The organism is Bacteroides faecium (assembly GCF_012113595.1).
GTDB lineage: Bacteria > Bacteroidota > Bacteroidia > Bacteroidales > Bacteroidaceae > Bacteroides > Bacteroides faecium.
This window is the reverse complement of record NZ_CP050831.1, coordinates 1,441,715-1,467,681: the sequence shown is the minus strand read 5'-3', so window position 1 is coordinate 1,467,681 and position 25,967 is coordinate 1,441,715. Positions and strand designations below refer to the sequence as shown.

At 43.6% G+C, this 25,967-nt stretch carries 16 protein-coding genes; all 16 read right to left on the bottom strand.

Going from position 1 to position 25,967, the window contains the following annotated elements; translation table 11 throughout:
• Window positions 1–17 precede the first annotated feature (17 nt).
• The 16 genes from BacF7301_RS05190 to BacF7301_RS05115 all read right to left on the bottom strand — a co-directional run bounded on the left by BacF7301_RS05190 (window position 18) and on the right by BacF7301_RS05115 (window position 25,965).
• Complete coding sequence (locus BacF7301_RS05190; RefSeq protein WP_245208355.1) at window positions 18–1,397, bottom strand: TlpA family protein disulfide reductase; 1,380 nt, start codon at window positions 1,395–1,397, stop codon at window positions 18–20.
• 58 nt (window positions 1,398–1,455) lie between these two features.
• Window positions 1,456–3,168 carry a PKD-like family lipoprotein gene (locus BacF7301_RS05185; RefSeq protein WP_167960859.1) on the bottom strand — a complete coding sequence of 571 codons (1,713 nt, stop codon included), beginning with the start codon at window positions 3,166–3,168 and terminating at the stop codon, window positions 1,456–1,458.
• A 17-nt stretch (window positions 3,169–3,185) separates the two neighbouring features.
• Window positions 3,186–4,001, bottom strand: coding sequence for a hypothetical protein (locus tag BacF7301_RS05180; protein ID WP_167960857.1), 816 nt, complete (start codon window positions 3,999–4,001; stop codon window positions 3,186–3,188).
• 24 nt (window positions 4,002–4,025) lie between these two features.
• The gene (locus BacF7301_RS05175; RefSeq protein ID WP_167960855.1) at window positions 4,026–5,477 is read right to left on the bottom strand and encodes a RagB/SusD family nutrient uptake outer membrane protein; all 1,452 of its coding nucleotides are present in this window, start codon (window positions 5,475–5,477) and stop codon (window positions 4,026–4,028) included.
• Window positions 5,478–5,489: 12 nt separating this feature from the next.
• The gene (locus tag BacF7301_RS05170; protein ID WP_167960853.1) at window positions 5,490–8,885 is read right to left on the bottom strand and encodes a SusC/RagA family TonB-linked outer membrane protein; all 3,396 of its coding nucleotides are present in this window, start codon (window positions 8,883–8,885) and stop codon (window positions 5,490–5,492) included.
• Window positions 8,886–9,130: 245 nt separating this feature from the next.
• On the bottom strand, window positions 9,131–10,252 hold the full coding sequence (locus BacF7301_RS05165; protein ID WP_167960851.1) for a FecR family protein: 1,122 nt from the start codon (window positions 10,250–10,252) through the stop codon (window positions 9,131–9,133).
• Window positions 10,253–10,340: 88 nt separating this feature from the next.
• Window positions 10,341–10,883 (bottom strand): sigma-70 family RNA polymerase sigma factor, encoded by a 543-nt coding sequence (locus BacF7301_RS05160; RefSeq protein ID WP_167960849.1) that lies wholly within the window; start codon window positions 10,881–10,883, stop codon window positions 10,341–10,343.
• A 103-nt stretch (window positions 10,884–10,986) separates the two neighbouring features.
• A complete protein-coding gene (folK, locus tag BacF7301_RS05155; protein ID WP_167960847.1) occupies window positions 10,987–11,478 on the bottom strand; it encodes a 2-amino-4-hydroxy-6-hydroxymethyldihydropteridine diphosphokinase in 492 nt (163 codons plus the stop codon).
• The gene (gene queA / locus BacF7301_RS05150; RefSeq protein ID WP_167960845.1) at window positions 11,478–12,536 is read right to left on the bottom strand and encodes a tRNA preQ1(34) S-adenosylmethionine ribosyltransferase-isomerase QueA; all 1,059 of its coding nucleotides are present in this window, start codon (window positions 12,534–12,536) and stop codon (window positions 11,478–11,480) included. Before queA ends, folK begins: the two co-directional genes overlap by 1 nt.
• Window positions 12,537–12,553: 17 nt before the next feature.
• The gene (gene truB / locus BacF7301_RS05145; protein WP_167960843.1) at window positions 12,554–13,276 is read right to left on the bottom strand and encodes a tRNA pseudouridine(55) synthase TruB; all 723 of its coding nucleotides are present in this window, start codon (window positions 13,274–13,276) and stop codon (window positions 12,554–12,556) included.
• Window positions 13,276–14,067 (bottom strand): undecaprenyl-diphosphate phosphatase, encoded by a 792-nt coding sequence (locus tag BacF7301_RS05140; RefSeq protein ID WP_022139148.1) that lies wholly within the window; start codon window positions 14,065–14,067, stop codon window positions 13,276–13,278. The genes truB and BacF7301_RS05140 overlap by 1 nt, the downstream gene beginning before the upstream one ends.
• A 9-nt stretch (window positions 14,068–14,076) precedes the next feature.
• Complete coding sequence (locus tag BacF7301_RS05135; protein WP_167960842.1) at window positions 14,077–14,331, bottom strand: DUF3098 domain-containing protein; 255 nt, start codon at window positions 14,329–14,331, stop codon at window positions 14,077–14,079.
• A 20-nt stretch (window positions 14,332–14,351) separates the two neighbouring features.
• Window positions 14,352–15,233 carry a cell division protein FtsX gene (locus BacF7301_RS05130; protein WP_167960840.1) on the bottom strand — a complete coding sequence of 294 codons (882 nt, stop codon included), beginning with the start codon at window positions 15,231–15,233 and terminating at the stop codon, window positions 14,352–14,354.
• Window positions 15,234–15,236: 3 nt separating this feature from the next.
• Window positions 15,237–16,136, bottom strand: a complete 900-nt coding sequence (locus BacF7301_RS05125; RefSeq protein WP_167960838.1) for a methyltransferase domain-containing protein — start codon at window positions 16,134–16,136, stop codon at window positions 15,237–15,239.
• A gap of 191 nt (window positions 16,137–16,327) precedes the next feature.
• Window positions 16,328–19,204: a TonB-dependent receptor plug domain-containing protein gene (locus tag BacF7301_RS05120; RefSeq protein WP_167960836.1), complete on the bottom strand. Its 2,877-nt coding sequence runs from the start codon at window positions 19,202–19,204 to the stop codon at window positions 16,328–16,330.
• 557 nt (window positions 19,205–19,761) lie between these two features.
• Complete coding sequence (locus BacF7301_RS05115) at window positions 19,762–25,965, bottom strand: FG-GAP-like repeat-containing protein (RefSeq protein ID WP_167960834.1); 6,204 nt, start codon at window positions 25,963–25,965, stop codon at window positions 19,762–19,764.
• Window positions 25,966–25,967: the final 2 nt, after the last annotated feature.

Here is a 25,967-nt window from a genome sequence, read left to right as displayed (position 1 = left end):
CATCCCTTATCAGTCTCTTATTTCAGCAATGAATCAATCATTTCTTTCGCTTCCGGGTTAGAAGGGCGGGACGCATAAGCAGTGACTATATTAAAATCCTTGTCAATCAGGACAAAACGGGGAATATAATAAATAGACCAGCCGCTGTGCATTGTCTTATCAACACTGTTATATTGGCTAAGCTCTTTTTTATGTGCGGTAATGAACCGTTTCCACGCTTTCTTGTTCGCATCCGTTGAAACCGGCAGGAAAACAACATCCTTACCAGCATATTCTTTACTTAACGACTCGAAATGAGGAGATTCCTGAATACACGGGCCACACCATGTAGCCCAAAAATCAACATAGAGCACTTTCCCCTTGAAATCGGAAAGATGGCGGACAACTCCCGCCGTATCAGTCAGTTCAAAGTCAATGGCCGGCTGTCCTTTCAGTAATCGGCTCGCCTTTACTATCATGCCATTCAGTTCGACCGCAAAATCCTTATACTGCAGATTATCGGCAAAATTCTTCATCTCAGACAACGACTCATTTGTCACTTCCTGACGCAACTTATTTACATATTCGGAAGAATTGAACAAAGCTTGAATACGCGGAGTAAAAGCAATGCCTTCCGTCCATGTTTTCATAGAAGCCAAATAAGGAGCATTCACCTGGCTCAGCACACTACGCACCACATTCACATCCAGATACCTGTCATCAACCAAGTTTTTAATCCGCTCCTTTACCTCTTCAGTCAGAGTATTGTAAAAAGAATCGACTTTCTGCATAGCCTGCTCCCGATCCTTCACTCCAGAAGTAAGCCGGGAATAAGAAGGATAAGACAAATAGCTGTTTACAATATCCGCATTGATACGCGCATTCTCCATATCCTTGAAGTCCTTGCTTACGTTTGTCAAAGCTTCCAACTGTGCACGCCGGATACGTGCCAGACTGTCGATAGTAGTCCGCGTAGCGGCAAAATCAGCACGTATATTATCTCCACTTTCAAGGAAAGACCCGCCATGCGGGAAAAGACGCCCTTTCATATATACGTTCGCTTCCGCTCCCTTTCCATTGAACACCGCTTCCCCATTATTCTGTGTGATTTTTATAGTCAAATCATCACCCGGAGTCAGATATACCGTGTTACGGTTTATATTAAAATAGGCAGGCTTATCAAGTTCAATGACAGTGTCGAAGTTACCTTCCGCATCCGTTTTCAACATGATATTACGACTTTCGCCCAGCATAGAAGCAGCCCCGTCAAAGCGCATCGGAACATCAGTAGTTCCCATGTCCACCAGTTGCCCTTTGAGATGCACCTTATTGCCATCTACGGTGCCAGCAAGCATATTGCAACAGATAAAAGAAGCTGCAACAGCTGTCAAACCAGAAAATTTCAAAGAATTCATCATAAAAATAGTTCTATTTTAGAATTTAATAAATAAGTTACACATCCAAAACTCCAATCCCTTAAATAAATGTCACGTCTTTAATCTTCCCGAAGCCCTTATGCTCCTGAACGGCAGGATACATTGTATCATTATCCACTTTTCCGGCTGTGTTCAACTGAAGAACCACCACTTCACCGGTGCCATCCGGCAAGTTCACTCCGGCAGCCATTGTACGCTCGTACGGATGTCCGTAGATTTCCGTCCCATCCGGCATATCACTTATATACAGAGCTTCTTCATAAGCCATCTGCAAACAAGAAATCTCCGCATTGGGATTAGGATGCTGGTAAATAACCGTCGAACTACCTCCGGTCACAGCAAAATCCAATTTATAGATTTTATTACCTACGGCATAGAACAGAATATTGCTGTATTCCCAACTTGAAGTCATCGGCGTGTTTGTTGTCACCCCAGCCGGTGTGTCGATAGAATACAAGTTAGTCACCGGAATGTCATCGGGGTCACTACTATTCGTCATAGGATAACCGTGGAATACGTACACTGAGGACTTACCTGTATTTTCGTTCAGCAAATAAGCATTTACAGCCATACGTTGCCATGCCGCCATAAGAGACTTACCGTACCAATATCCGGCTGTGAAGTCTACCAGTTTCAAATCGGGATTGACTGCGGAAGGATCAGCCGCATTCTTCGGATTATTCGGAACAACCTGTATCGTCCCCCTTTTAGAAGGCGCCGCACCGGTATGTGTACTACCCGACCAGTTATTCTGGCTTTGAATGTTCAGTTTCAAGAAGCGGTGGTTCTTGCTGTCGAAAGCAATGCCCGCCGTAGGAACAGGATATGCTTTTTCGATATAATAATCGCCTGCCGCCGCCACTTCATTGTCCGGATACATTCCATACATCAGCACACTATACATACACCCCTGGAACACTTTTCCATGACTACATAGGAAGCCTGCCTGATAGCTGTTGCCGAAACTTACATCATCACTGCCGAAACCCTCTATTTCTCCGGGATAAATAATATGATCCCAATTACCCAGCAATATAAAATTCTCCGCCTGATTCAGCAAGCCGGACTCTTCTTGGTTGGTAGTGCTTACATACAACTGTGTATTAGTAATCAACCCCAGCCAGCTAGAAGCCTCATAACTCGATACAGGCACTTGCCGCCTGCCCAATGCTACGGATTTTCCGGTAAGCGGCTCTTGTTTTATCTCCTCATTTTTCGCCCTTTCCTTTGTCAATGCGTCGGGAGTGACAATCATTGCTCCATTAGCATATTCCACACTACCCAACTCCGCATGCCCGTCGATATCATGCAACACTATCCAGGAATTTTCAAAAGGTTTGATAAGTTTCAGGTTAACAGGATACATATCAGTGACTCCTGTCTGATTGTCCGTCACGTAAAAACGGAAATAATAATTATAAGAAAACGTCTTCGTGTCATTCGGGTCTATCGTGATAGTGACGCTTTGCCCGGTACTTACCGTTTCTCCAAACTTCTCACCGCCTTGATTGGTTCTCCTGTCCATCTTCCATAAAAATGAGATATCAGACAAATCAGTGCTACCGTCGCTCAATGTCACCTTAGGAGTGATAGTATATTCAATGGCTTCTTCCGGCTGTTTGATTCCGTAGTTGTTGTCCACTTCCACCAATACCCGGTGGTAAGGCTGATAATCGTAGTTGCCTTTATCTTCATAACAAGAACTTACTGCCAATAATGTAAGTACCGTCAATATCGTATAAATTAGTTTCATATGGTTTCCTCCTCTTTCTATTTCACTTCTGCCGGTTCAAATGTAACAACGGTGCCGTCAGGCTCAGTCAGTGCCCCATGTTTGGCATTATATACGTTCAAGGCTTCCTTCAATGTTTCCACATTATCAGGATTATCAAAGCCTATCCCAAATCCATAAGGGGTATATACAAAAATTTGAGTAGTACGGTCTTTAAAGACAGACAAAATAAAACGTACTTTCACCGGGCCGTAAGTGCCGATATAAGAGGCGAACGCGTTATTCCACTCCTCTTCACTTTCAACCCCCATATTCTCCTGAGAGATTTCATACTCGTCCGATGCCTTCAAAATAATGGACTGACGCTCTTCAGAGCCAGCCACTACATCCGAATTTGCATAATCGAAAGTGATTTTCACCTGATACTCCTTATTATAGACAGCAGGACGTTCTACCAGCACCGCCATCCTTACATAATATTCTCCCGCCTTGATGACGGAGTCCTTGGGCAATACCAATGTCGGTGTATCATAGCCTTCCACCGACTCATAAGCAAGATTCACCCGCAAAGGATGTTCCTGCAACATTCCTTCCAACTTAGCCTTCACGTACACAGTATCATATTTGTCCGTGAATTGCCCCTTTTTATAATGAGCAGCAAAATTTGAAGTATATCCCATCTGGTTGGGATCGTCCGGATCATCCTGGCTATTCGGCATATCCCCCAATTGATACTCCTGTGAGGTAAAATTTATGGCAGGCTCTCCTATGAAAGAATGTACTTCTTCTTTCGTACAAGAAGAATAAAAAAGCACAGCCAGCACAGTTAGATATAAGTGATATATAGTTTTCATAACGTCTTTATAATTTGTTAATCATCAAATGCCTCCCAAAGCTTTCTCGTCATCAGGAATAGGGAAACGATAGTTGCTTTCAGTCATATTGTTGACAGGGCAAAATTGGAACGTTTTATATCCCAACCGTTTGTAGAAATACCACAACTGTCCTTCTCCATACAGTTCCTTCCGGTATTCTTTCTCTATTTCCTTCATCTTCTCGTCTTCACCGGCAAAAACCTCTATGTTGGAAAGCCCCCTGGCACTTCTGACAGTAGACAGCGTTTCTGCCGATTCACTCAAATCCGCCGTACATTCGGCAAGAATATAGTACATTTCCGGCAGGCGGATAAGCGGCATCAGGTTTTCTATTGCCGGAGAAAACAATCCGGTCTGTCTGAATTTAAGGATGTATGAACCGGTATTGGAGATGGTGAATCCCTGTCCTTCCTTCATACGCATATCATTATATCCGTCGGCTTCCGTATCGAACAGTTCGTAAACCCTGTCCCTATTCTTGATAAAATACGCATTGGTCATCCCAGCTTTGAAATCCAAGTCAATCTGGTCATCGTACTTCTCGGAATCCATACTCAACGCGAATATAAGTTCTGTGGAACAAACGGGGTCGGTAGCATTATCCGTAACCAGCGTGAACAAGTGGCTGTTTCCCTTGGATGCCTTAATCACCTGGTCAGCATAATCCGCCGCCAATACTTTAGATTGTGCATCCCCCTTATAAAGGTAAACACGGGCAAGGACCGCCTTTACGGCAAACTTATTCATACGGTTGAAACGATAGTCCAGGAAAGGGTCAAGCCCTTCCTCATACGAACCTGCTGTCGGGAAAGAGATATTCATCGGATCATTTTCCAGCAACCTTTCAGCTTCTTTCAGAGTAGCAATAAGATTGTCCACCAGCTCAGAAGCAGGCATCAGCCGGACTATGGAACGGTCGAATTCTGTCCGGTAAGGCAGAGTGGGAGAAGACGGATTATCTTTATAGACAGGGCCGAACATACGAAGCAGGTCGAAATAAAGAAAAGAGCGCAATCCCAGCATTTCACCTTTCATAATGTCCCGGTAACCGTCGCTTGTCACAACATTCCCTTTCGTTTCAAGATTGGTGAGGAAATTGTTGATATTGGCTATGATATTATAATGTCCGCCCCAGAATTTATTGGTATAATTCTCTGTCTGGTTGGACGGGAATGTGTACCAGTCCGTCCGCGTATAATCCAGCGTTTCCGTATCCGACTGAGTGTCGTAACGCTGTGCCAGAATATCCATAAAGCCATAAGTCAACTGTCTGCCATAGAGCGAAACATCACACATAGCCATATAAATACCAGTAAGCGCTTCCTTGAATCCCTGCTCAGTACTGAACAGTTCTTCTTCCTTTATATTGTTCTTGGGATTTACATCCAGCCAGTCGCTACACGAAGTGGCAAGCAGCAACAGGCAACATACAGATATATTTATTATTTTCTTCATAAGGCAAATAAATTAAAAAGTTAGATTCAGCGACATGGATACTTGACGTGACATCGGATATTCCGTACCACGCTCCACTTTCACCGTAGACCAGTGAAAAAGGTCTTCCATATAAAATCCTACGCTGGCACTACTCAACCCGAGTCTCTCCAAGAACTTGTCGTAACGCTTCTCAAAGCGGTACTGAATATTAATAGTGTTCAGCACCAGCTCGTTATCATCCATGATAAAACGTGAACTGGCTTTTGTGGTATTTCCGTTTACCGTCTCCGACAGGGACTTGTATTTTGCCACATCACCCGGTTGGAGCCAACGCTCGGTATAAGCACGACGGTCTACATTACTATAAATGTCAGCATTCTCCACTTTGTCGAGCAGCGTCTTGTTATACACCTGTCCGCCGAACTTATAGCGGGCGGCTACGCTGACACTAAGTCCGCGCCAGTTGAAGTTTACCCCCAACGTACCCATCAGGTCGGGTTCGGTATCCCCTATCGGCACTTGGTCGGATGCGTCCCACGTACTCTTGCGGTTGCCATTACGATCCAGAAAAACTTCACGTCCGGTGATAGGGTCGATTCCCAATGAACGGACAGTCCAAATCATTGTTTGTGAATATCCCTCTTCATAGCGAGGCATGGGACGGCTCAGCTTGTTCGGATTGTCGGGGTCTTCCTGCATCATCTCCTGATTACGTGCACGCATGGCATTGGAAATTTTCTTAATTTTATTCTTATTGTGGCTTCCGTTGGCAATAATACTAAAGTTCATCTGTTTGGACGGATTGTAATAAGGCATCACACGCAAGGTGAACTCATATCCGACGTTAGAGATATTACCGACATTATCTTTCATCGTACTAAATCCCACAGAAGGCGGCAATGAATAATCAAGCACCGTATTCTTAGTGTACTTATTGTAGTATTCAAAACGTCCGCTCAACTTATTCTTGAACATGCTAAAGTCAACTCCCGCATTGAAAGAGTTCGTAATCTGCCATTTCAGATCCGGATTTCCCATACCGTAGAGCATCGTTCCCACCACGTCCGAACCTTGATAAATACGCATACTATTGGCGTAAGAGTACATCTGCAATGCCTGATAGGCAGAGAATCCCTGCTCACCGGTCACACCGTAAGTGGCACGCAAAACCAATTCATCGAATATCCCCGTCTTCCTAATCCAGGACTCCTTGTGGAGATTCCAGCGCGCGCCGGTCGACCAGAACGGAGCAAGCCTGTTATTGCTTCCAAACTCAGAAGAAGCATCCAAACGACCGTTCACATCGACAGCATAACGCTGGTCATATGTATAACTGACGGTAGCCACCGCCCCCAACGCACGTGTAGTACTTTCATCTCCCGTAGTTTCTTTCATCTTCGCACCCAAGAATACTTCGTCCATATTATCATTGGGAAAACCCGTCACATTGACACCCGCTGTATGATTCTTGGTTTCGGTCACATTATAACGGAAAAAAGTAGAAAGCAGATGCTTGTTTTTCCATATCTGATTGAAGCTGGCAGTGAAAGCCAAATCGTACTGCAACGAAGTGGCATTACTCCACAGATAGCTCCCTCTGTCCTCAAGCGGTAAAAGTTCTCCCGTCTGAAACTCAGTATGATTGGCAGACTTGAAAATATCCGTATCCGACTGGGTCTTTGTGACAGTAAGATCCATAGCAAGGCGCAAATTACTCATCGGAGAATATTCAGCGCGGAAAGCGTCACGCACTTCAAAAGCAGTATTGCGGTCTTTCGTGTTATAAAGTGTATTATACATCGGATTTGTCACATATTTCCCGGAAGAGAAATCATACATATCCAAAGGTTCTTCCAGATAGAGGGGAATATTTCCCTTTTCGTCGCGTATCGTATAATACGGATTCAACGAAGCATACTCCTTAAAACTTCCATAAGGAGAAGTTCTGTCGGACACGTTATAATCCACATAAGCAATATTACTGATTAACAATCCTTTGTAACGATAACGAATGTCCAGACTGACACTCTTCCCGCTAAGTCCTGTCTGCTTCATCACACCGGGAGCCTCATTAATACCCGCATAAAGTTTATAACGGAGACTCTCATTACCGCCTTCAAGGTTAATGCCATGGCGATGAGCAAACACTGTCTGCAAAGGCTGTGACAGCCAGTACGTATTTACCCCGCGCTTTACATTATAGAGCTTGTTGGCATAAGACGCCAGCCTGCCGGCAGACGATTCTCCCGTGTAATACTCGTCGTAAAGCCCGGCACGCCTTTCCAGCTCCAGTTTTTCGGCTGCATTAAGCAGGTTGTAATCTGTCAAATCAGGATATTCCACTTTGTAATTTCCATTGTAGGTGACGCGCAACTTGCCCGCTTCCGGCGCTTTCGTCTCCACGACAACTACACCATTGGAAGCCTGCGAACCATAAATAGCCATCGCCGCAGCATCTTTCAGCAAAGTGACACTGGCAATCTGGGCAGGATCCAAGTCCATAATCTTTGTCACGCTTACCCCAATGATACCATCCAGCACAAACAATGGCTGATTGGGACGAGTATCCACATCACCACGCATGATAATTGTCTCATCCGTAGAGTAATCTCCCATGCTGGACTGTCCGCGCATATTGAAATTCGGAACCGAACTGGGATTGGAACCGGAAATCATACTCTCCTCCATCCGGAAACCGGGGTCAAGCATCTGAATGGCGTTCAGGACATTTCCCGAAGTCAGTTTACGAATCTCCTCACCGGACATCCGATTAGCCGAACCGGTAAACCCTTCTTTCTTCCGTTCGAAAATACCTGTCACCACCACTTCATCTACCGCATGTGCGTCATCTTTCATCACAATGGCAAGAGGCTTCCCGGCAAAGGGGACAGACACCTTCTGCATACCGATATAAGAAAAATGTACAGTCTTTACCTGCTTGCCTTCGGGCACAGCAATAGTAAACTTCCCATCCATATCGGTAGCACCACCTACCGACGGGTCATCCGTCCGGACATTTACCCCGGGAAGCGGCTCTCCATTAACATCTTTCACCTGTCCCGTGATTTTCCGCGTAGCCTGCCGCTTTATCAACAAGACCGACACATACTTGCCGTTAATCCTGAAAGAAAGCGGAAAAGAAGTAGTGATAGCCACCATAGCTTCTTCCACCGTTTTTTGTTTCAGGTTGATAGTCACCTTGAAGTTCTGGACTTCATTGTAAGTGAACAGAACTTTAAACCCTGAAGCTTCCTCCACTTTCTTCAACACAGAAGGCATAGCTTCGTCATGACACACTAAGTCAAACCTCTTCGAACCATTCTGCGCTAAAGCTTGCCTTACAGGCAAACCGGCGAACAAAAAGACCACCAACGCTATCACGATTGAATTCAAAAGAGTTCCTCTCTCGCTTAAATAATCTTTCATAAATCCAACATATTGAAAAATTAAAATTTATATTACTACGAAAGATTAAGCAAGATAGTCCCAACAAAACATTATTTTTTTCATTCTGACGGTCATTTTCTTTTTTTCATATCAGAAAGAAAGGCTCTAAAACACTTCCTCATCCATTGTGAACAACAGGCGCAATCATAAAAAAAAGAAAATAAAATCCCGTTGATGAACAAAAATGTCCACCAAACTAATAAAACATGAACTAAAAAAGATATTTATTCGCGCTTACGAACAGTTATTTTATTTTCTCCGTCCTTTGTTACGGAAAGATATTGGTAAAGGTTCAGATTTTCAATGACACTGTCTATGGTCTCGCTCCTGTCGGCAACGAAATGAAGGCGCTGCTCTTCAAGCAAGGAATCCTGCTCCATCTCTATCGTCACGTTATACCAGCGTCCCAAATCTTTCAGGATGTCGCTCAGATGAACATTATCATAATAGAAATAACCTTCCATCCAATAAGTATAATAGCTCACATTCACCTGGTGAACCTGAAAATCGTCATCCGTACAGGTAATGTCATCGCCGGGAACCAGCAGAACTTCCCGGTCAATTCCGGGAAGATGTACTTTCACCGAACCTTGCACCAACGTGACGTGTGCCTCAGAATCTTTATATGCTTTCACATTGAACTCCGTTCCCAACACTTCAGTCGTCATTTTATCCGTAATAATCACAAAAGGATGCTGTTCGTCACGCGCCACCTTGAAATACGCCTCTCCTTCAAGAGTCACAGTACGCCGGGAACCGGAGAAACGTGTAGGAAAAGAAAGGCGGCTGGATGCATTCATCCATACTTCCGTCCCGTCACTCAGCACAATCTTATAAACCTGCCCACGGGGAATAGAGACAATATTACGGCATACTTTTTCAACAGACGCACGGGTATAGTCGGCTTCGGTAGCCGAAAGCACCACCCCTTCTTTCTCAATCCTCGCCTTTGAGATATTTGGCAAAGGCGTTTCTGTCTTTTCTTCCGAAGAGATATCCTCCTCAATCACGGAAGCCTGTTTCACCGGCTCCGTCTTCACCAACACTGCCACTTGCTTCTCGTGCAACGTAGTCGCCACATTGCTCCACAGTAAAAATACAGCAATCAGCAAAGCTGCTGCGGAAACGGAGAACAATATAAATGACCGGAGTTTCCGGGACTTCTTCTTTTCTTGCTGGACACGGCTGCTGAACTTCTTCCACTCCTCTGCGCCTGATGGTTCTTCAAACTGCAAACGGAGAAATGCCTGCTCGCACTCATACTGCAAACGCTCCTCCTGGGGAGTACTTACGTCCTGATAATCCTCACAACAGTTACTATCTTGTTTATTATCTTGCTCACTCATATAGTTTTTGCTGTTTTTCTATGATATTTATAATTCTATCAATGCATTTCTATCTACTACACGTAATTACTACGAATCAAACATTACTTTAGTCACTATAATTACCACCTTTTTTATACTTTACAGAAAAATACTGCCGAATAATGTTCAGCCCTTTCATCACATGTTTGCGCACACCACTTTCCGAAAGACCGGTCAACTGTGCCACTTCGCGATACATTTTCTTATAAACATAACATTGTTCCATCACCGTACGTGTCAGGGGCGGCATTTCCTCTATCAATCGCATAATAACAACAATACGCGCCTCACTTTCCCGTCGGTCGTCATCGTTCCACTCACGAAGCATCGACAAGTAAGACTGTTTGTTATCTTCCTGCTTTTCCTGACGCCGAAGATAATCTATGCAGAGATGATGTAAATGAGTGTACATATAGGTGAGTGCCGTATCCATCCGAAAAGTTTCAATCCGCTCCCACATAAATTGGAACGAGTCGCCAACCAAATCCTTACAAGTCTCAGAATCAGGAATATATCGCAGGGCATAATAATAAAAACGAGAATAATTTGCTTGAAAGAATTCTTCAAACTCTTTTTCTAACAATTCTTTGTTGCCCTGCTTTACCTTCATTCTTTTTTGTTTCAAATTAGTAACAAACCGGCGGCAAAAATAATAAATAAAAAGAAAAGTATAACCTTTATAATTAATTTATATCATTATAGCACTTGTCATATCAATCCAGCCGCTTCTTCATTCCGCTGCTAATCTCTTTCATCGTTTTCCCCAATACCGGGTGTACCAACTCCGGCTCAATCTCTGCCAACGGCAGCATTACAAAATCCCGTTCTGTCATTAAAGGGTGGGGGAGATTCAGTTCCGCACCCGACGGAGAGGTTACAGAAAGCACTAAATCTTCATAAAGTAAGAGGTCAATATCAATCAGACGGTCGCTATACACTCCGTCAACGGACTTTTTTGTACGCCCCAATTCTCGTTCAATCGCCTGTGTCTCCTGCAATACCGCCAAAGGAGACAATTCCGTCTCTACACAAGCCGCTGCATTCAGGAAACTATTCTCAGAAGCAAAGCCCCAAGGGGCGGTAACGTAAAAAGCAGACAGGGAAATGACTTTCCCTATCTGCTCTTCTATCTTTTGCACGGCATCCCGAAGATTCTGTTCTTTATCTCCCAGGTTTGTGCCGAGCCCTACATATACTTTTGCCATTATTTGTCCAGAATCAGCATTGCATCTCCGTAGGTACCGAAACGGTAACCTTCCTTCAATGCTACGTGATAAGCATCCATCACCTGCTCATAACCACCGAAAGCAGCTACAATCATCAACAGCGTGGAAAGCGGCATATGGAAGTTGGAAATCATTGAATTGGCAACCGTAAATTCATACGGCGGGAAGATAAACTTGTTCGTCCATCCTTCAAATTCCTTCAAATGCCCGTCGGTGCTGACTGCGCTTTCGATGGCACGCATCACTGTCGTACCTACCGCACACACATTCTTTCCGCTATCTTTGGCACGATTAACAGCTTTCACTGCAGCTGCATCTACAAACATCTGTTCCGAATCCATCTTATGCTTCGTCAAGTCTTCCACGTCGATGTCGCGGAAGTTACCCAAACCAGCATGCAAGGTGATATATGCAAAGTCCACTCCCTTGATTTCCAAACGCTTCATCAATTCACGGCTGAAATGCAGGCTGGCAGTCGGAGCAGTCACCGCACCTTCGTTCTTCGCAAAGATAGACTGGAAACGTTCTGCATCTTCCGGCTCTACGGGACGGTTAATGATCGTATGTGGCAGCGGAGTTTCACCCAATTCATACAACGCTTTTTTGAACTCGTCGTGAGGTCCGTCATAAAGGAAACGGAGCGTACGTCCACGGGAAGTAGTATTATCAATAACTTCGGCCACCATTGAATCGTCCGGGCCGAAATACAGCTTGTTACCGATACGAATCTTACGGGCAGGGTCTACCAATACGTCCCACAAGCGGAGTTCTTCATTCAATTCACGCAACAAGAATACTTCGATGCGAGCACCCGTCTTCTCCTTGTTACCGTACAAGCGAGCGGGGAACACCTTCGTATCATTAAATATAAACACATCCTTGTCATCAAAGTAGTCCAGAACTTCCTTGAACATCTTGTGCTCAATCTTACCTGTATTACGATGCAATACCATCAAACGAGACTCATCCCTATATTTCATAGGATGTAGAGCGATCTTATCCTCGGGTAACTTAAATTTGAATTGTGATAATTTCATATCTATTCCTTATTACGTTAATTATTTTCTTCCTCATTTTCTATTTCCTGTCCGTCAATCCACTCTTTAAAGTGTTCGGGATTCAGGCAGTCTTCCAACCGGACGTCACCTACACGGGTACGAACCAGTCCTGTCAGATGTGCTCCGCTACGAAGCGCTTCACCAATGTCACGGGCCAAGGCACGGATATACGTTCCTTTGCTGCATACGACACGTATTTGAATCATCGGCTCCGGAGCGTCCAAGCGGCATTCCAGCAATTCAATCTCGTCGATAACAAGCTGCTTCGCCTTTAGTTCTACTTCCTCGCCTTTTCTCGCCAGTTCGTAAGCACGCTTTCCATCCACCATACAGGCAGAGAAAGCAGGCGGCACCTGTTCTATCGTACCGATAAAGCGCGTCAGCACTTCTTCCACCATCTCCCGCGTGATATGTTCAGTAGGGTAGGTGACATCTATCTCGTGTTCCAAATCATACGACGGGGTGGTAGCGCCCAACCGGAGTGTAGCGACATACTCCTTCGTTTGATATTGAAACTCTTCTATTCTCTTCGTTGCCTTGCCTGTGCATACAATCATTACCCCTGTCGCAAGAGGGTCCAGCGTGCCGGCATGACCGACTTTTAGTTTTTTCACCCCTATCCGGCGACAAATATGATAACGGACATGTCCTACTACCTTAAATGAAGTCCAGCCAAGAGGCTTATTAAAAAACAGTACTTCTCCTTTTTTAAAATTCATTAGCTCAATATAATCGTTACCAATCCTGCTATCGCGCAATAGATAGCGAAATAGATCAGTTTTCCTTTCTTCACCACATTAATCATCCACTTACAAGCCAGGCAACCCGCCACGAAAGCAGCCAGGAAACCGACAATCAGCGACAACGCAGGAATATCACCTACCACATCTTCGCCCTTCATCATCTTCATTCCATCAAGCAGCGCTTCTCCCAAAATAGGCGGAATAACCATCAGGAAAGAGAATTGTGCCAGTTTCGCCTTGTTATCACCCAACAGAAGCCCCGTAGCAATGGTAGAACCCGAGCGGGACAATCCCGGCATGACTGCGCAAGCCTGCGCGATACCGATAATCAAAGCATCCTTCATCGAGATTTTTTCCTTCTGACGCGGCTTATAGTAATAAGAGAAAGTCAGCAGGGCGGCAGTCAACAGCAACATACAACCCACAATCAGCAGTCCCGAACCAAAAATCGCTTCCACATAATCCTTAAAGAACACTCCTACAATACCAATCGGTATCATTGAAATCAATATATTGATGACATACCGCGTCTCATCGTTCATCTGGAACTTGAACAACCCGCGGAAAATCCAGTCTATCTCCTTCCATAAAATCACCAGCGTGCTGCATACCGTAGCCACATGCACCACAATCGTGAATGCCAAATTCTCTTCACCCTGTATCCCGAACAATGCTGACCCGATGGCCAGATGACCACTGCTGCTTACGGGTAAATACTCAGTCAATCCCTGAATCAGTCCAAGGATTAATGCTTCTAACCAACTCATAATTTCTTTTTATTCTTCTTTAATTTTAGGCACTTCAGTCATTTTAGGTTTACGCAATACAGCGTATATCATAGACAAAAAACCAAACAGGCAAACGACAGGCGCCACCTTTATTCTGCGTACACTGAAAATATCCGGTTCGAAAACCGTTTCGGACGACGAGGGTCCCGACATCAACAGGAAACCGATAATAACAATCGCCATTCCTATCGCGAGCAAGATAAAGTTCATTTTATCAAAGGCAAATTTCCGCTTGTCAGACATAGTTTATTTCTTTTTTTGAATTAAATATAGTATAGGCTGTTCGCTTTCATTCTCAGATACTTGTTCATCGAGAAGTAGGCGCATAGCCATGTTATTACAATTCCAAACACTAATACGCTTGCGCATACTATCAACATGACTTCGGGCGTGATAACCTGAAGCAGTTCCTGCTCGTACGTCACAGCCCAATAGGCAGTTCCCATCAATATGGCATCGGCAATCGTAGCCGCCAGCACACCGCTCCACACGTTTTTCCGGAGAAACGGTCCCCGGATAAATCCCCAACTCGCCCCTACCAACTTCATCGTATGAATGAGGAATCGCTTGGAATAGATGGCAAGTCTTATCGTATTGTTTATCAAGGCAAAAGAAATAAAAGTGAGCACCACCGCCAAAGCAAGCAGCACCAAGCTGATATTCCGTATGTTGTCATTCACGGCATCAATCAGTTCTTTCCGGTAAAGTACATCCTGTATATTGGAATTTTTCTTCACCAAATTCTCTATTTTCGCAATGCTGTCGGAATTGGCATAGTCGGAATGGAGCTTGATTTCCAGAGACGCAGTAAAGGGATTATAACCCAGGAATTCCTCGGGATCGGTTCCCATCGCTTCCGTCTGCTCCTTCAAAGCCTGTTTTTTAGAGATATATTCGGATTGCTTCACGAAAGGCTCCTGATTCAGTTTCTTCTGAAGTTTCAGAATATCGGCTTCCTTCATATCGTCACTGATAAGAATAGAAAAACTAATATTCTCGCGGACATACACAGAAAGATTATGCGCCGTCAGCACGAAAAAAACCACCAGCCCGAGCAGCAGCAACACCAGTGTCGTACTGATACTCGACGTGATGAACTGCATGTCGAACACCGAACCTGACTTATATTTGTTTTTACTTCCCATGCGCTATCTCTTTTTTCGGAATACGTAAATCATAGAACTACTCCGCTCTTTCCTTCCCAAAGCACTGAACCAGGCAAGCGTTCCGGCATACATTCCTTTCAGAAAACTGTTCGAACTGCCGCGGTGCTTCTCGCTCAACATGGATACGTAGAACGCATCGAACGGCATCGGATGACGTGCCGCCATAATAAATCCGTGGCGGGAAGCCAACTGCTGTATAGTGCCGGGAGTGAAATGCCAGAGATGGCGGGGAACGTCATAAGCCGCCCAATATTCACCGTAACGTTGCGCGTCATAAGAAGAGCAGTTGGGCACTGCCACAATCAGCACGCCTTTTTCCGTCAGCAATTCACGAAGCATCTCCCAGGTTTCGTTGAGGTGCTCCAAATGTTCCATCACGTGCCAAAGGGTGATTACATCAAAGCTATCGGGAGCAAACTCCTTCAAAGCCGATTCAGGCTTTACTTTCAGTTCGAAATGCTCTTTCGCAAATTCGCGTGCCTGCGGGTTTTTCTCCACCGCTTCCACTTTCCAACCACGACGCACCATTGTATGGGCGAAATAACCGGTTCCCGTACCTATATCGAGCAAACGCCCCGTCTTACGATGCGCCTCTCTAGCTACCAGACGCGCTTTGCGGCCCAGCATATAGGAACGTACATAATGGTAAATGTTATTCATCGCGCCCTTGCGCGTATCCGTGTGGGAGATGTAGTCGGGAGTCTCATAATACTTGCCTATCTCTGCTTCTACGGGAACGCCTTGCGTGAATGTAAATCCGCAGTCCTCACACGAATACAGTTCAAACTGTTCGCCCGAAGCATAAAAATCCGTACAAGTCATGACGCGTTTCAAGTGCGTACTGCCACACACCGGACAAGCATTTATACTGAGTTTCTCCATTAATTCCAAACAAAATTAAGTGCTGCCCCGAATCACAAGACAACACTATACCCGAATTTGGTGCAAAGAAACAAATAAAAAGTGACGTAACGGGCTTTTGTTAAGGACTTTTAATAGAAGAATTGCCCCGATATGAGGTGTGAGCAGTTTCGTCAACCCGTATCAGGACAATCTATCTTTTTGAAGAAAGATTAAAAAGTAAGGTTAACGGAAAAGCCCATATTCCTGTAACTGGGTTGACGGAAGAAATCAATACCCTGATACCAGGTTCCGGTGCTTGCCGTAGATTCCGGGTCAAACGGAGCTTTATTGTATAACATAAGCAAGTTACGCCCCACTAACGCCACCCGCACGTCTTGTATCCACTTTACCCATCGGTTGACGGGAATATGATAGGCTATCGACATTTCGGCAAGGCGGATGTTGGTGGCGTCATACACATACATCGTTCCTACGCTGGAATAATAATAATTGCGCGCTTCCATCAATTCACCATTCACCCAAACCCCGCCTTGTTCGCGGGCAGCAGCGACATTTTCCGACACCCCATAAGCATCCATTGTTTCTTGAGTGAGCGACACGCCTATTCCACCGAAACGAGCATTAATAACAAAACCGAGTTCCAACCCTTTCCACGCAAAGTTATTTACCAGTCCCATTGTATATTTGGGATTGACGTTACCGGCATAAACCGCGTTTTCACTCTGCCGGATATAAGTTCCATCCCGAACAATGGCATTTCCTTGAGCATCCCTTTCAAAATCAGAGACATAAACGTCACCTATCGAACCGCCCTCCTTTACCTTTACGCTGCAATATTTATTCCGAAAAGTCGTCAGTTCTTCCGGTGAAAGATTGGTGTCCTCCCCCTGATAAGTAAGTCCGTTCAATTTCTTTATTTCATTTTTATTCAGGGAATAAACAAACCGTCCGTTCCACTTTACTGGTCCCAAATACATATTTGTTCCCAACGACAGTTCTATTCCCTTATTCTCTATACTATTATCATCCGCAACCAAATAAACCGTACTTCCTGCCGAAACAACAGTATGAGGCATACCCAAAAACAAACCTAACGTAGAGGACTTGTATATTTTAGCATCCACATCGACCTTATTATTGAAGAAAGACATATTCAATCCCACTTCATGCGTCTTTGTACGCTCATTATCCCAAATATTATTCTTTAAACGTTCATCATCCACTCTATCTCTTCGCCCCAAAGGGAGACGAAGTTCTGAGCTATTTCCGTTTTCACTGTAAGTGTAACCCACTTTCAAGTAAGAAAGAAATGTGCCTCTATTACCAGGCATCCACTCTGTGGGAACCACCGACACCCCCATAGAGGGATAAAAACATTTGCCTGAGAAAAGTGAAGTATCGTCCATCCGAAAGTCAAGCCATTCACAGCGGCCACCCAAATCAAGGCTAAACCACTGCTTATATCCGAACTGTGCAAGCAGAAACGTAGCCGTATTTCTATCTATATATTCCCTCTTCCAAAGAAATGAAAGATCATCCTCCAAATCGGACAGGCCAAAATTATTCAAGCTCCGCAAATTACCGCCCGCATCAGTATAATCAAATGTAGCATTTCTAAAAGAAGTCCCCAAATGTGCGTTTATAGAGAAATCCCCCACACTCTTACGAACATTAAACACCAGGTTCGAATAGAGTTGGCCTATTCCAGCTTTGTTCTCATAATATGAACCTAATCGACCGGCAAGTTGAGGGATAGTAGACGCATAGAATTTCTGCGTACCAGTCTCGCTATCATGATCGTAATGCGCTGAAAACGATACGTCAAGCCATGAAGCAATCTTGTATGCGGCACTTATTCCTGCCAGCAGGCGAGACTTCTTCCGGTTAAACATATTACGGTTTATCACCCAATAAGGATTTTGCATTCCCAAACCTCTATCGCCGTCAGGCCAATATTGTACGTTAGCACCCAGTTCCGAATCATAGCGTTCAAAATAATCTTTATAAGTATAACCAGGCAAAAAAGTACCACCGGGATATGAAGTTTCGTCATGACGTAGCAGTATATCCGGAACAAGATAAACAGGCAATAAAGGATTGCTATACATTCCTTGCGAAAGCATATTCTGTTCAGCAGTGTGAGCATACTTCAGATTTACATCCAATTTCAAATTATGATTTAGCAACGAAGATGTATTACGCAATGACAAATTATAGCGGTCTACATCATTATTAGGAATAATACCGGCATTGTTCATCATAGCAGCCGAAAAACGAGTCTGATTATATTCATTCCCATACGACACACTCAAATTATTGTTGATACAATGTCCTGTACGAAAGAAATCCACAGGGTTCCACGAAGATTTATTCCGCAACTTATCTCCCCACATTGCCTCATAAGTCTGTTGAAATTCGGGCATAACAAAAGGAGAACTAAAAGTAGTACTGTTGCCCACATTCACAGAGAATTTACCAGGATGAGCTTTTTTAGTATCAATCATCATCACTCCATTTGCCGACTGGCTACCATATAATACGGATGCCGCAGCAGCACTCAGCATATAAACATTTTCTATATCATCTGCGGAAAGGAAAGAGATCCCATCACCTGTTTGCCCCGCACCTGAATAAATATCAGAAAGCTGATCCGGCTCCAGCCGCAACATCGGAACTCCATCTAATGCGTACAACACATTGTTTGTACCCATAAAAGAACGATAGCCACGCCATAATACCTTGTTTGCTCCTCCCATCCCTGACGCTACGGAATTGATGGTTACTCCCGCCAATCTCCCTGTCAGAGAATTCACAAAACTTGCATCTTTCACTTTCGCCAACTCTGCGCCATCAATCTGTTGTAAGACATACGATGGCTTCACTGTATCCCGCGAAAGCTCCAGCGTTTCTGCTGTAGTTTTTTGTGTAGCATGAGTATAATTCTCCTTTTTATCCTCTGCATGAATCACAGAAAAAGGGATGACAATCGAAAGCAATAAAGCTATTCCAATCTTTTTCACCGATAATACACACAAAGTACGTAAATAACAGCAATCAGCCAAGTCTCTTATGTTGTGTTCTTTCATAATATCTTATCAGAAGTTGTTTCATTGATATATTTACAAAGCTACTGAAATTATTTGTAAATATACTACTTTTTATCAATTTATGCGAGATGGATATGTAGTTGTTTTTAGCATATTTGTCGTGTCTTTATCGTTAAGGAGAAAATTGCGAATACATACACTATCCTTATATACTATTCTTTTATCTTGCAGCACAAGAATAACACTATCCATATGATTTACACGTTCTTTTATTATTTTCTTACTATTAACAAACCACCCTGAAGAAAACGTTAAATAGGCCGAATCGGAACGGTCAATATAAACTGAATCTACTAAATTGTTAACATTATAGTAGCAATACAATTTTAAACGTTCATTTGTTCTATTGCGAAGCAAAATTCCTTGTGTTTGGGTACACCCTGTCAACAAAACAACACTTACAAAAAATAGTAATATTTTCATTATTATGGAATTATGGGGTTAAACAACTCCATACAAAGGAAATGATATATTTCGTATTTTCCTAAAAAGGAAGAGAAATATCAACATTTCCTCTTCCTTTTATATCTTTATAACTAATATGTGCTACCCCAAGGTCTTGCTGTCATTTTATCTTTATATCGATCGGCGTTATATTCTAATGTACCCTCAGTAGAATATACATCTATCATGCCACCGAATCCATATTTTATATATTCATAAATGGTTGTTCCATAAAACTTAGCCCATCCCGTCTCATTTTGTTGTTGAATATGATAGTTTTCATGATAACGAGTGCCTTCACCGCCTACTTTATAGTTTACATACATATTTCTTCCCATTGTAAGTCCTAATCCCGCTTTCAGCAAATCTGAGATACCTCCACCTCTATACAATCCCTCCGCACCATAAGATTTATCAACTTTATAAGGAGCACCAAATATCACATTCATAGCAACACTTCTGCTTGCGCCACTGATAGCCCCTCCGACAATACCCTGCCAAATACGATCCGGTTCTTTCTGAATAGCTGCATTAACCACACCTGAAGCTAAACCTGTAACGGTTCCTCTCATTGTATTATAGCCAATCTCTGATACACCGTTTGCAAATTTGCCACCATCCACACCGTTAAATGCAGGTAACGCAGAACCAATGGCAGCTCCGGCGACCGTGGACAGCACATCACTCCAACCGGTATCATATCCAAAAATGGCATTTGTGGCAGTCAAATTAGCCACATTACTAACCATATTGTATCCAAACGTATTTCCAATGTCACCCAGCCATTTTGAACCTATATAACCGCAAGCACCACCAATAGCTCCACCAACGGCACCAACGCCAACCGATTTCCAAAAGCCACCACTATCCCAAGGTTGACCTGCCGCTATAGTGGCTACAGAATGACTGATAGCAGAAACTACCGCTCCAATTGCCGTCCCTACAAGAATACTCAAAAAGAATTCTCCATTCTCATCTACATAACACAGCGGACTATTCATACAATAGCTATAGCGGTTGAAAGCCTGCGTATTATCAAGCATCTGCACATATGGGTCAGGACTGAGGAAACGTCCCAATACGGGATCATACAAACGGGCATTCATATTTATCAGCCCGAACATCGGTAAATGTTCATGTCCTGTAAAACCTCTGCCCAACATCAATCCCGGAGCACTCTCATTTACATATGCCTCATGTGTCAAAAGGTTACGCCTACACCCCCAGGCATCAAAACTGTTTTCTTCTACCACATTTCCTTGAGTATCCGCTATTTGCAAAATACTACCCAAATAATCACGATGAATGTAATAAACAGACAAGCCATCATTTTGCTTCACCAATACAGCAGGAGCATCGTAATAACTTCCACCTAAATACAACCTTTCTTCTATGCCCGTACTGTCAATATCTAATTCATAGCTACCACCCAAATAATAGCGTGTCAACTGAGTTAAATCATTCACAGAGAACTGCATACGTATGCGATCGTGACTGGCATTATACGCTAACACAGCTCTTTTCCTGTCTTGTGTGATGACAGAAGGACGATCCCCGGCTATATATGTAATGTCAAGACCGGACTTCACTAGATTATCTTCCACGGGAGTCAGACCTGTCACGCCATAAGGACGATTCGGGTTGGTATAGGCCAGTTGTCCCGCATCACCCTTACTGCGAATATTACCATAATTATCATAAATGACAGTATTATCACCATAAGAGCACAAGCGGTTCAACTCATCATAGCCAAAACCCTCCAACAAGTTCCTGATTTCATCCGTACGATTCAAAAGATTACCATTCACTGCATTGAAATGATAACTATAGTCGAACATAACGGTGTGATCCGTTCGGGAGATACTTCTTCTTACAGGCAGTCCCCATTCATTAAACTCATAGTTACGCTGCATTCCACCTGCAGTAAGCTGCGTCAGTTGTCCCAACGAATTCTCTTCATCATGACGATAAACCTGTGTTCCGTCCGCAAGATGAACCTCCGTCAAAAAGCCGTTACAGTAAGACAATAGTTCCGTGGCCAAAGTACCGTTTTGTGAAATATAAGTAATGGATTCAAGCAACCCATCAAATGTATAACCATACGTTTTCTGTAACCATTTGCCATCCGGCGCTTCTTCACGCTGCGTTTTCAGCCTGCCACACTCATCATAAGTATTGTACAAAGCGCTACCATTGTCAGACACTGCAGAAAGCAACAGGTCTTCCGTGTCATCATAGATATAAACCGTTGCCAAGTCTGACGTGACCTGCTTCGTGACACGTCCATAGCGGTCGTATTCCCTGATAATCTCACGTCCGTCAGCATCTGTTTCCTCACAGATATTTCCGGCTTTATCATACACCGTCCGGCGAATACCGGCACTTGGGTCTTTGATGGCGACACGACGGTTGTAATCGTCATAATAGAAACGAGTTTGAACTTCTCCCGGAGCTACGATTACCAGCGGACTCCCATCAGGACGATAATAATACTGGATGCATCCCGCTGGGTCAGTAGTCTGTACCAACAGACCCGCTTCGTCATACTCACGAATCCGGCGAATCCCGTTCTCGGTGATAGTATCTACCAATACACCATACACATGTGAATCTATTTTCCCCGATGCATGGTGAACAGAGGTGCAACGGCCAAATTTATCATACACATACCGGTTCCATAGAGAAGGCTGTTCGTCTGTAGTCGGCTGCGATACCCGCTCCCTAAGTCCGGTATTTGCGTTATATTTTGTGTCCGTCTTCATCGCCTTGCCATCAAACCGAATCTGCACATTACGTACTTCCCTGTTCAGACGGTCAAAATACGTCTTGACGGTCGGCTTTCCGGTTTCAGTGGTCGTAATAACATACAATCCCGGCTCTGTTACGTCACACCAAGCAGCAGTAACCCTCTTCACTCTTCCATCCGGATAATGAACAGCCAATGGGGCTCCCCATTCATCGTATTCATTCCACGTCATACGCCCCTTATGGTCACTAGTAGCTGACAATAACCCTGTTGCCGCATCATACGCATAGCTGAGAGACAATCCCATACCATCTGTTTGCCGGGATATCCTTCCCTGGTTATCGTACGCATAAGTAGTTACCAGCCAGTCTGTCGATTCAAACGAACGCTGTTCATGTACCACAGGGCGTAGATAACTGTCGTAAACAAAATGTTCTTCCAGTACCTCCCTGCCATTGATGGAAGATATCTTGCGAGAGGGCAGGTAATTCGCATCATATTCTATCGCGTCTGACTGAGTGATAACCGAATCACTACGCATTTTCTCAACAACCGACAATAATGAAAGTCCCAATAAATACTGTGTTTCATCATTTATATTGAGATACTCATTAGACGTTATTTCTTTGTTGAATGCTCCTTTAGAAACCGCCATGTAAATAGGCTGCCCGTATGCATTGTACTGACATTCAGTAGTTGTCTCCGTTTTATTCAGAGCATTTCTCACTACTTCCTTTTGTAACTTTATCAGAGTAAGTCTATTGGCATCTACATCCTTCACATATTCACGGGTAATGGTATCGGTTGGAGTTTCCAGCTTCACTTCAGATCCTCGCAAAACAGGATCTAATGTAGATATAGTTTGTCGGGAATTGATAACATCAGTTGTCTCTATCTGCTGGAAGCCGCAAAAACCAAGGCCTGAACGATGAAAGACGGCATTCTTGTATTTATAAGAGTCCCACGACAAGATATCAGTACCGTCCATCTTTTTTGAACATACATTGACATAACAGTGGGGAGACATGACTACGTATGGAAAACTGAGATATTTCAGTCCGAATTGACCGTTACCAGATTCGTAGTTAGCTGATGTAGTTGACATAATATCTTCATAAGAATGATTATTTTTCAATCCATGACTATTAGTCACACTATGCAACATACGTTCTTTATTTTCTTTACGGGAGTAGTCATATATACGTATGTAACAATCGTCTACACATATCAGCCCACCCGCCCAGAAGTAAGGCTGCGCAACGTTTGCTGATGCAAACTGTGCTCGCAGATTACTCAGGCTTATCGTCGTGCGTTGTTGAGGGGTATCACTCAGTTTTCCATCTACATTCAGATAGAGGTCTACCGTCCCCTTTACATTTCGTAACAGATCTGGTAATCCATCATTGTTTATGTCCACCAGCATAAAGTTCTGCCCTACTGTTTCGTGAAATCCATGAAACAATTCGGAATAATAGGTGGTGAAACCAGGATTGCTGTTACTATACTCTGAGTTACCGGTAGAAAGGAGAAATTGCCATTTCTTTCCCTTATCATATGTTACCACAGTTTGAGTTGCATTAGGATCAATCACACATCTGTTTCCTGTGGACGGATCGACATAAATTTTATAGCCAGAGGTAGTTATGTCGCTTAGGTTTTCCTCATCTTTGCACGCATTACAACAGATACCATCACCCAAATGCTTATATTCTTCTCCTAAACGCGAATATCTGGGAGACAATATAAGATCCATATTCCCGTCACCATTCATATCTGCTACCAGTAGTTCACAGTCTTCATGATTAAATTCCGAAGAATTGATTCCTCCGTTTTTAAGGCTGATATACGCCAATAGTTTAAACCCATCTCCGGTGAACTCATAAACACTAGTCCCCGTCCGGTTAATCAAGCAGACATCCGTTTTTCCGTCGCCGTTATAATCCATTGCAATCAATTTGTCCGGGGTCGGATTGAAAGGATCTTCCTGAAAAAAAGCATAATCAAAGCAATCTCCGTCAAACAGTGTTGTTCTATTTTTCAAATCAATCAACAGAGCATTGGAAGTAATCTTACTGTCCCGATCTACATGATTGCGACAGCTGGAAATAGCTAACAATTCTGTTTTACCATCCCCATTGAAATCACCTAATAAAAATTCTCGCTGCCGGGGACTCAGCAGACTTCCATCTTTTACATACGTATTGCTTTTGTGCGTATATTGCACGCAACTATTGGGATCGACAGGTGAACCATGAATTGAAACAATCAATTTTTCCACAGTCAATTTCGGAAACATTGGCATACCTTGATCATCCAAATAATAGTTTACTTTCACCAATACGTCTTCCCCCTTTCCTTCTATGTCTGCCGGAATCATTTGTTGAAAGCCTTTACCTGCCGTAAAGAAAACCGGAGTAACAATGTTACCGGAAAGCTCCTTATAAACTAACAATGTTTGATTCTCATCATAAAAAGAATCATACTGCGCATTTCCACCAGTACTGGTCTTAACTACCTTGTAAGTACTTAACTGCGGATAAGAAACCAGACCATCACTACGGTAGTTATTACTAAAGCGTCCGCGTGATAATACCAGACTTTTATATCCTTTCGATTCTTCCGTTCCTTCCATTCTGTTGGGAAAGTAATGCTGCATATGCACTTGGCTCGTAACATAGTTCTCTATGCTCTTCTTGCTACCATATTCGAATTGTAGCGGATTCAATGTCCGGTTTTCCGTCTCACAGTCCAACCGCACCAACTGATTAACCTCTTCTTTTTCGTAAGTAAGCAAATAGCGGCGCCATAGTTTTCCCCGATGATAAGACTCCACACTGTTTAGCAATCGGCTGTACTGTATTGGTTTTCCGTCGGCATAACGAGTGATTCCGCCCTCCAATTGCCGATAACTGAATAAGATAGAATCATTATACACTCCGTCGTTTTCTCCATACATAACTTTCTCAATATACGGCAAATTGCCCGCTTGTGAATAGACATATTTTATTGTACGTCCTTTCATATTCCTACAACCAGTAATCACATAGCTGAAAGGTGCGTTGGGCAAGGTTTCAAAAGTTGCTGTATTTCCATTCGGATAACGCACCTTCAGGATTCCATCTGCCTGTTTCTGCACACAAACAAATCCTTGCTCTGTCTGCCAGGTATCTGTTCCTGTCTTTATCAGGCGTACCCCATCGAGCATGAGTTTATCGCCTGTCAATGAAAGCGGTGAAGTGCTTCCATCATAGTATATGCTTCCTGCCACGTGCGTAATGGCAGACAGTCCACCGATATTCCAACCATATCCTACAGCACTCTCTCCTTGCTGACTGTTGTAACTAAAAAAGAGATTTGGCTGAAATTGTTCCTGATCGGGATAGATATCCACAGGAATTTGATAAGTCGTGGCCCCCGACGGACTGAGCGCATATTGAATCGGAATTTCACCGACATCATTCATAGTATTGGCTACTTCCATCTGTGCCTGCGTAGACAGGGTTGTTAAAAGCCCAGCCATTATCATAAAAAGTTTTTGTATTTTTCCCATAA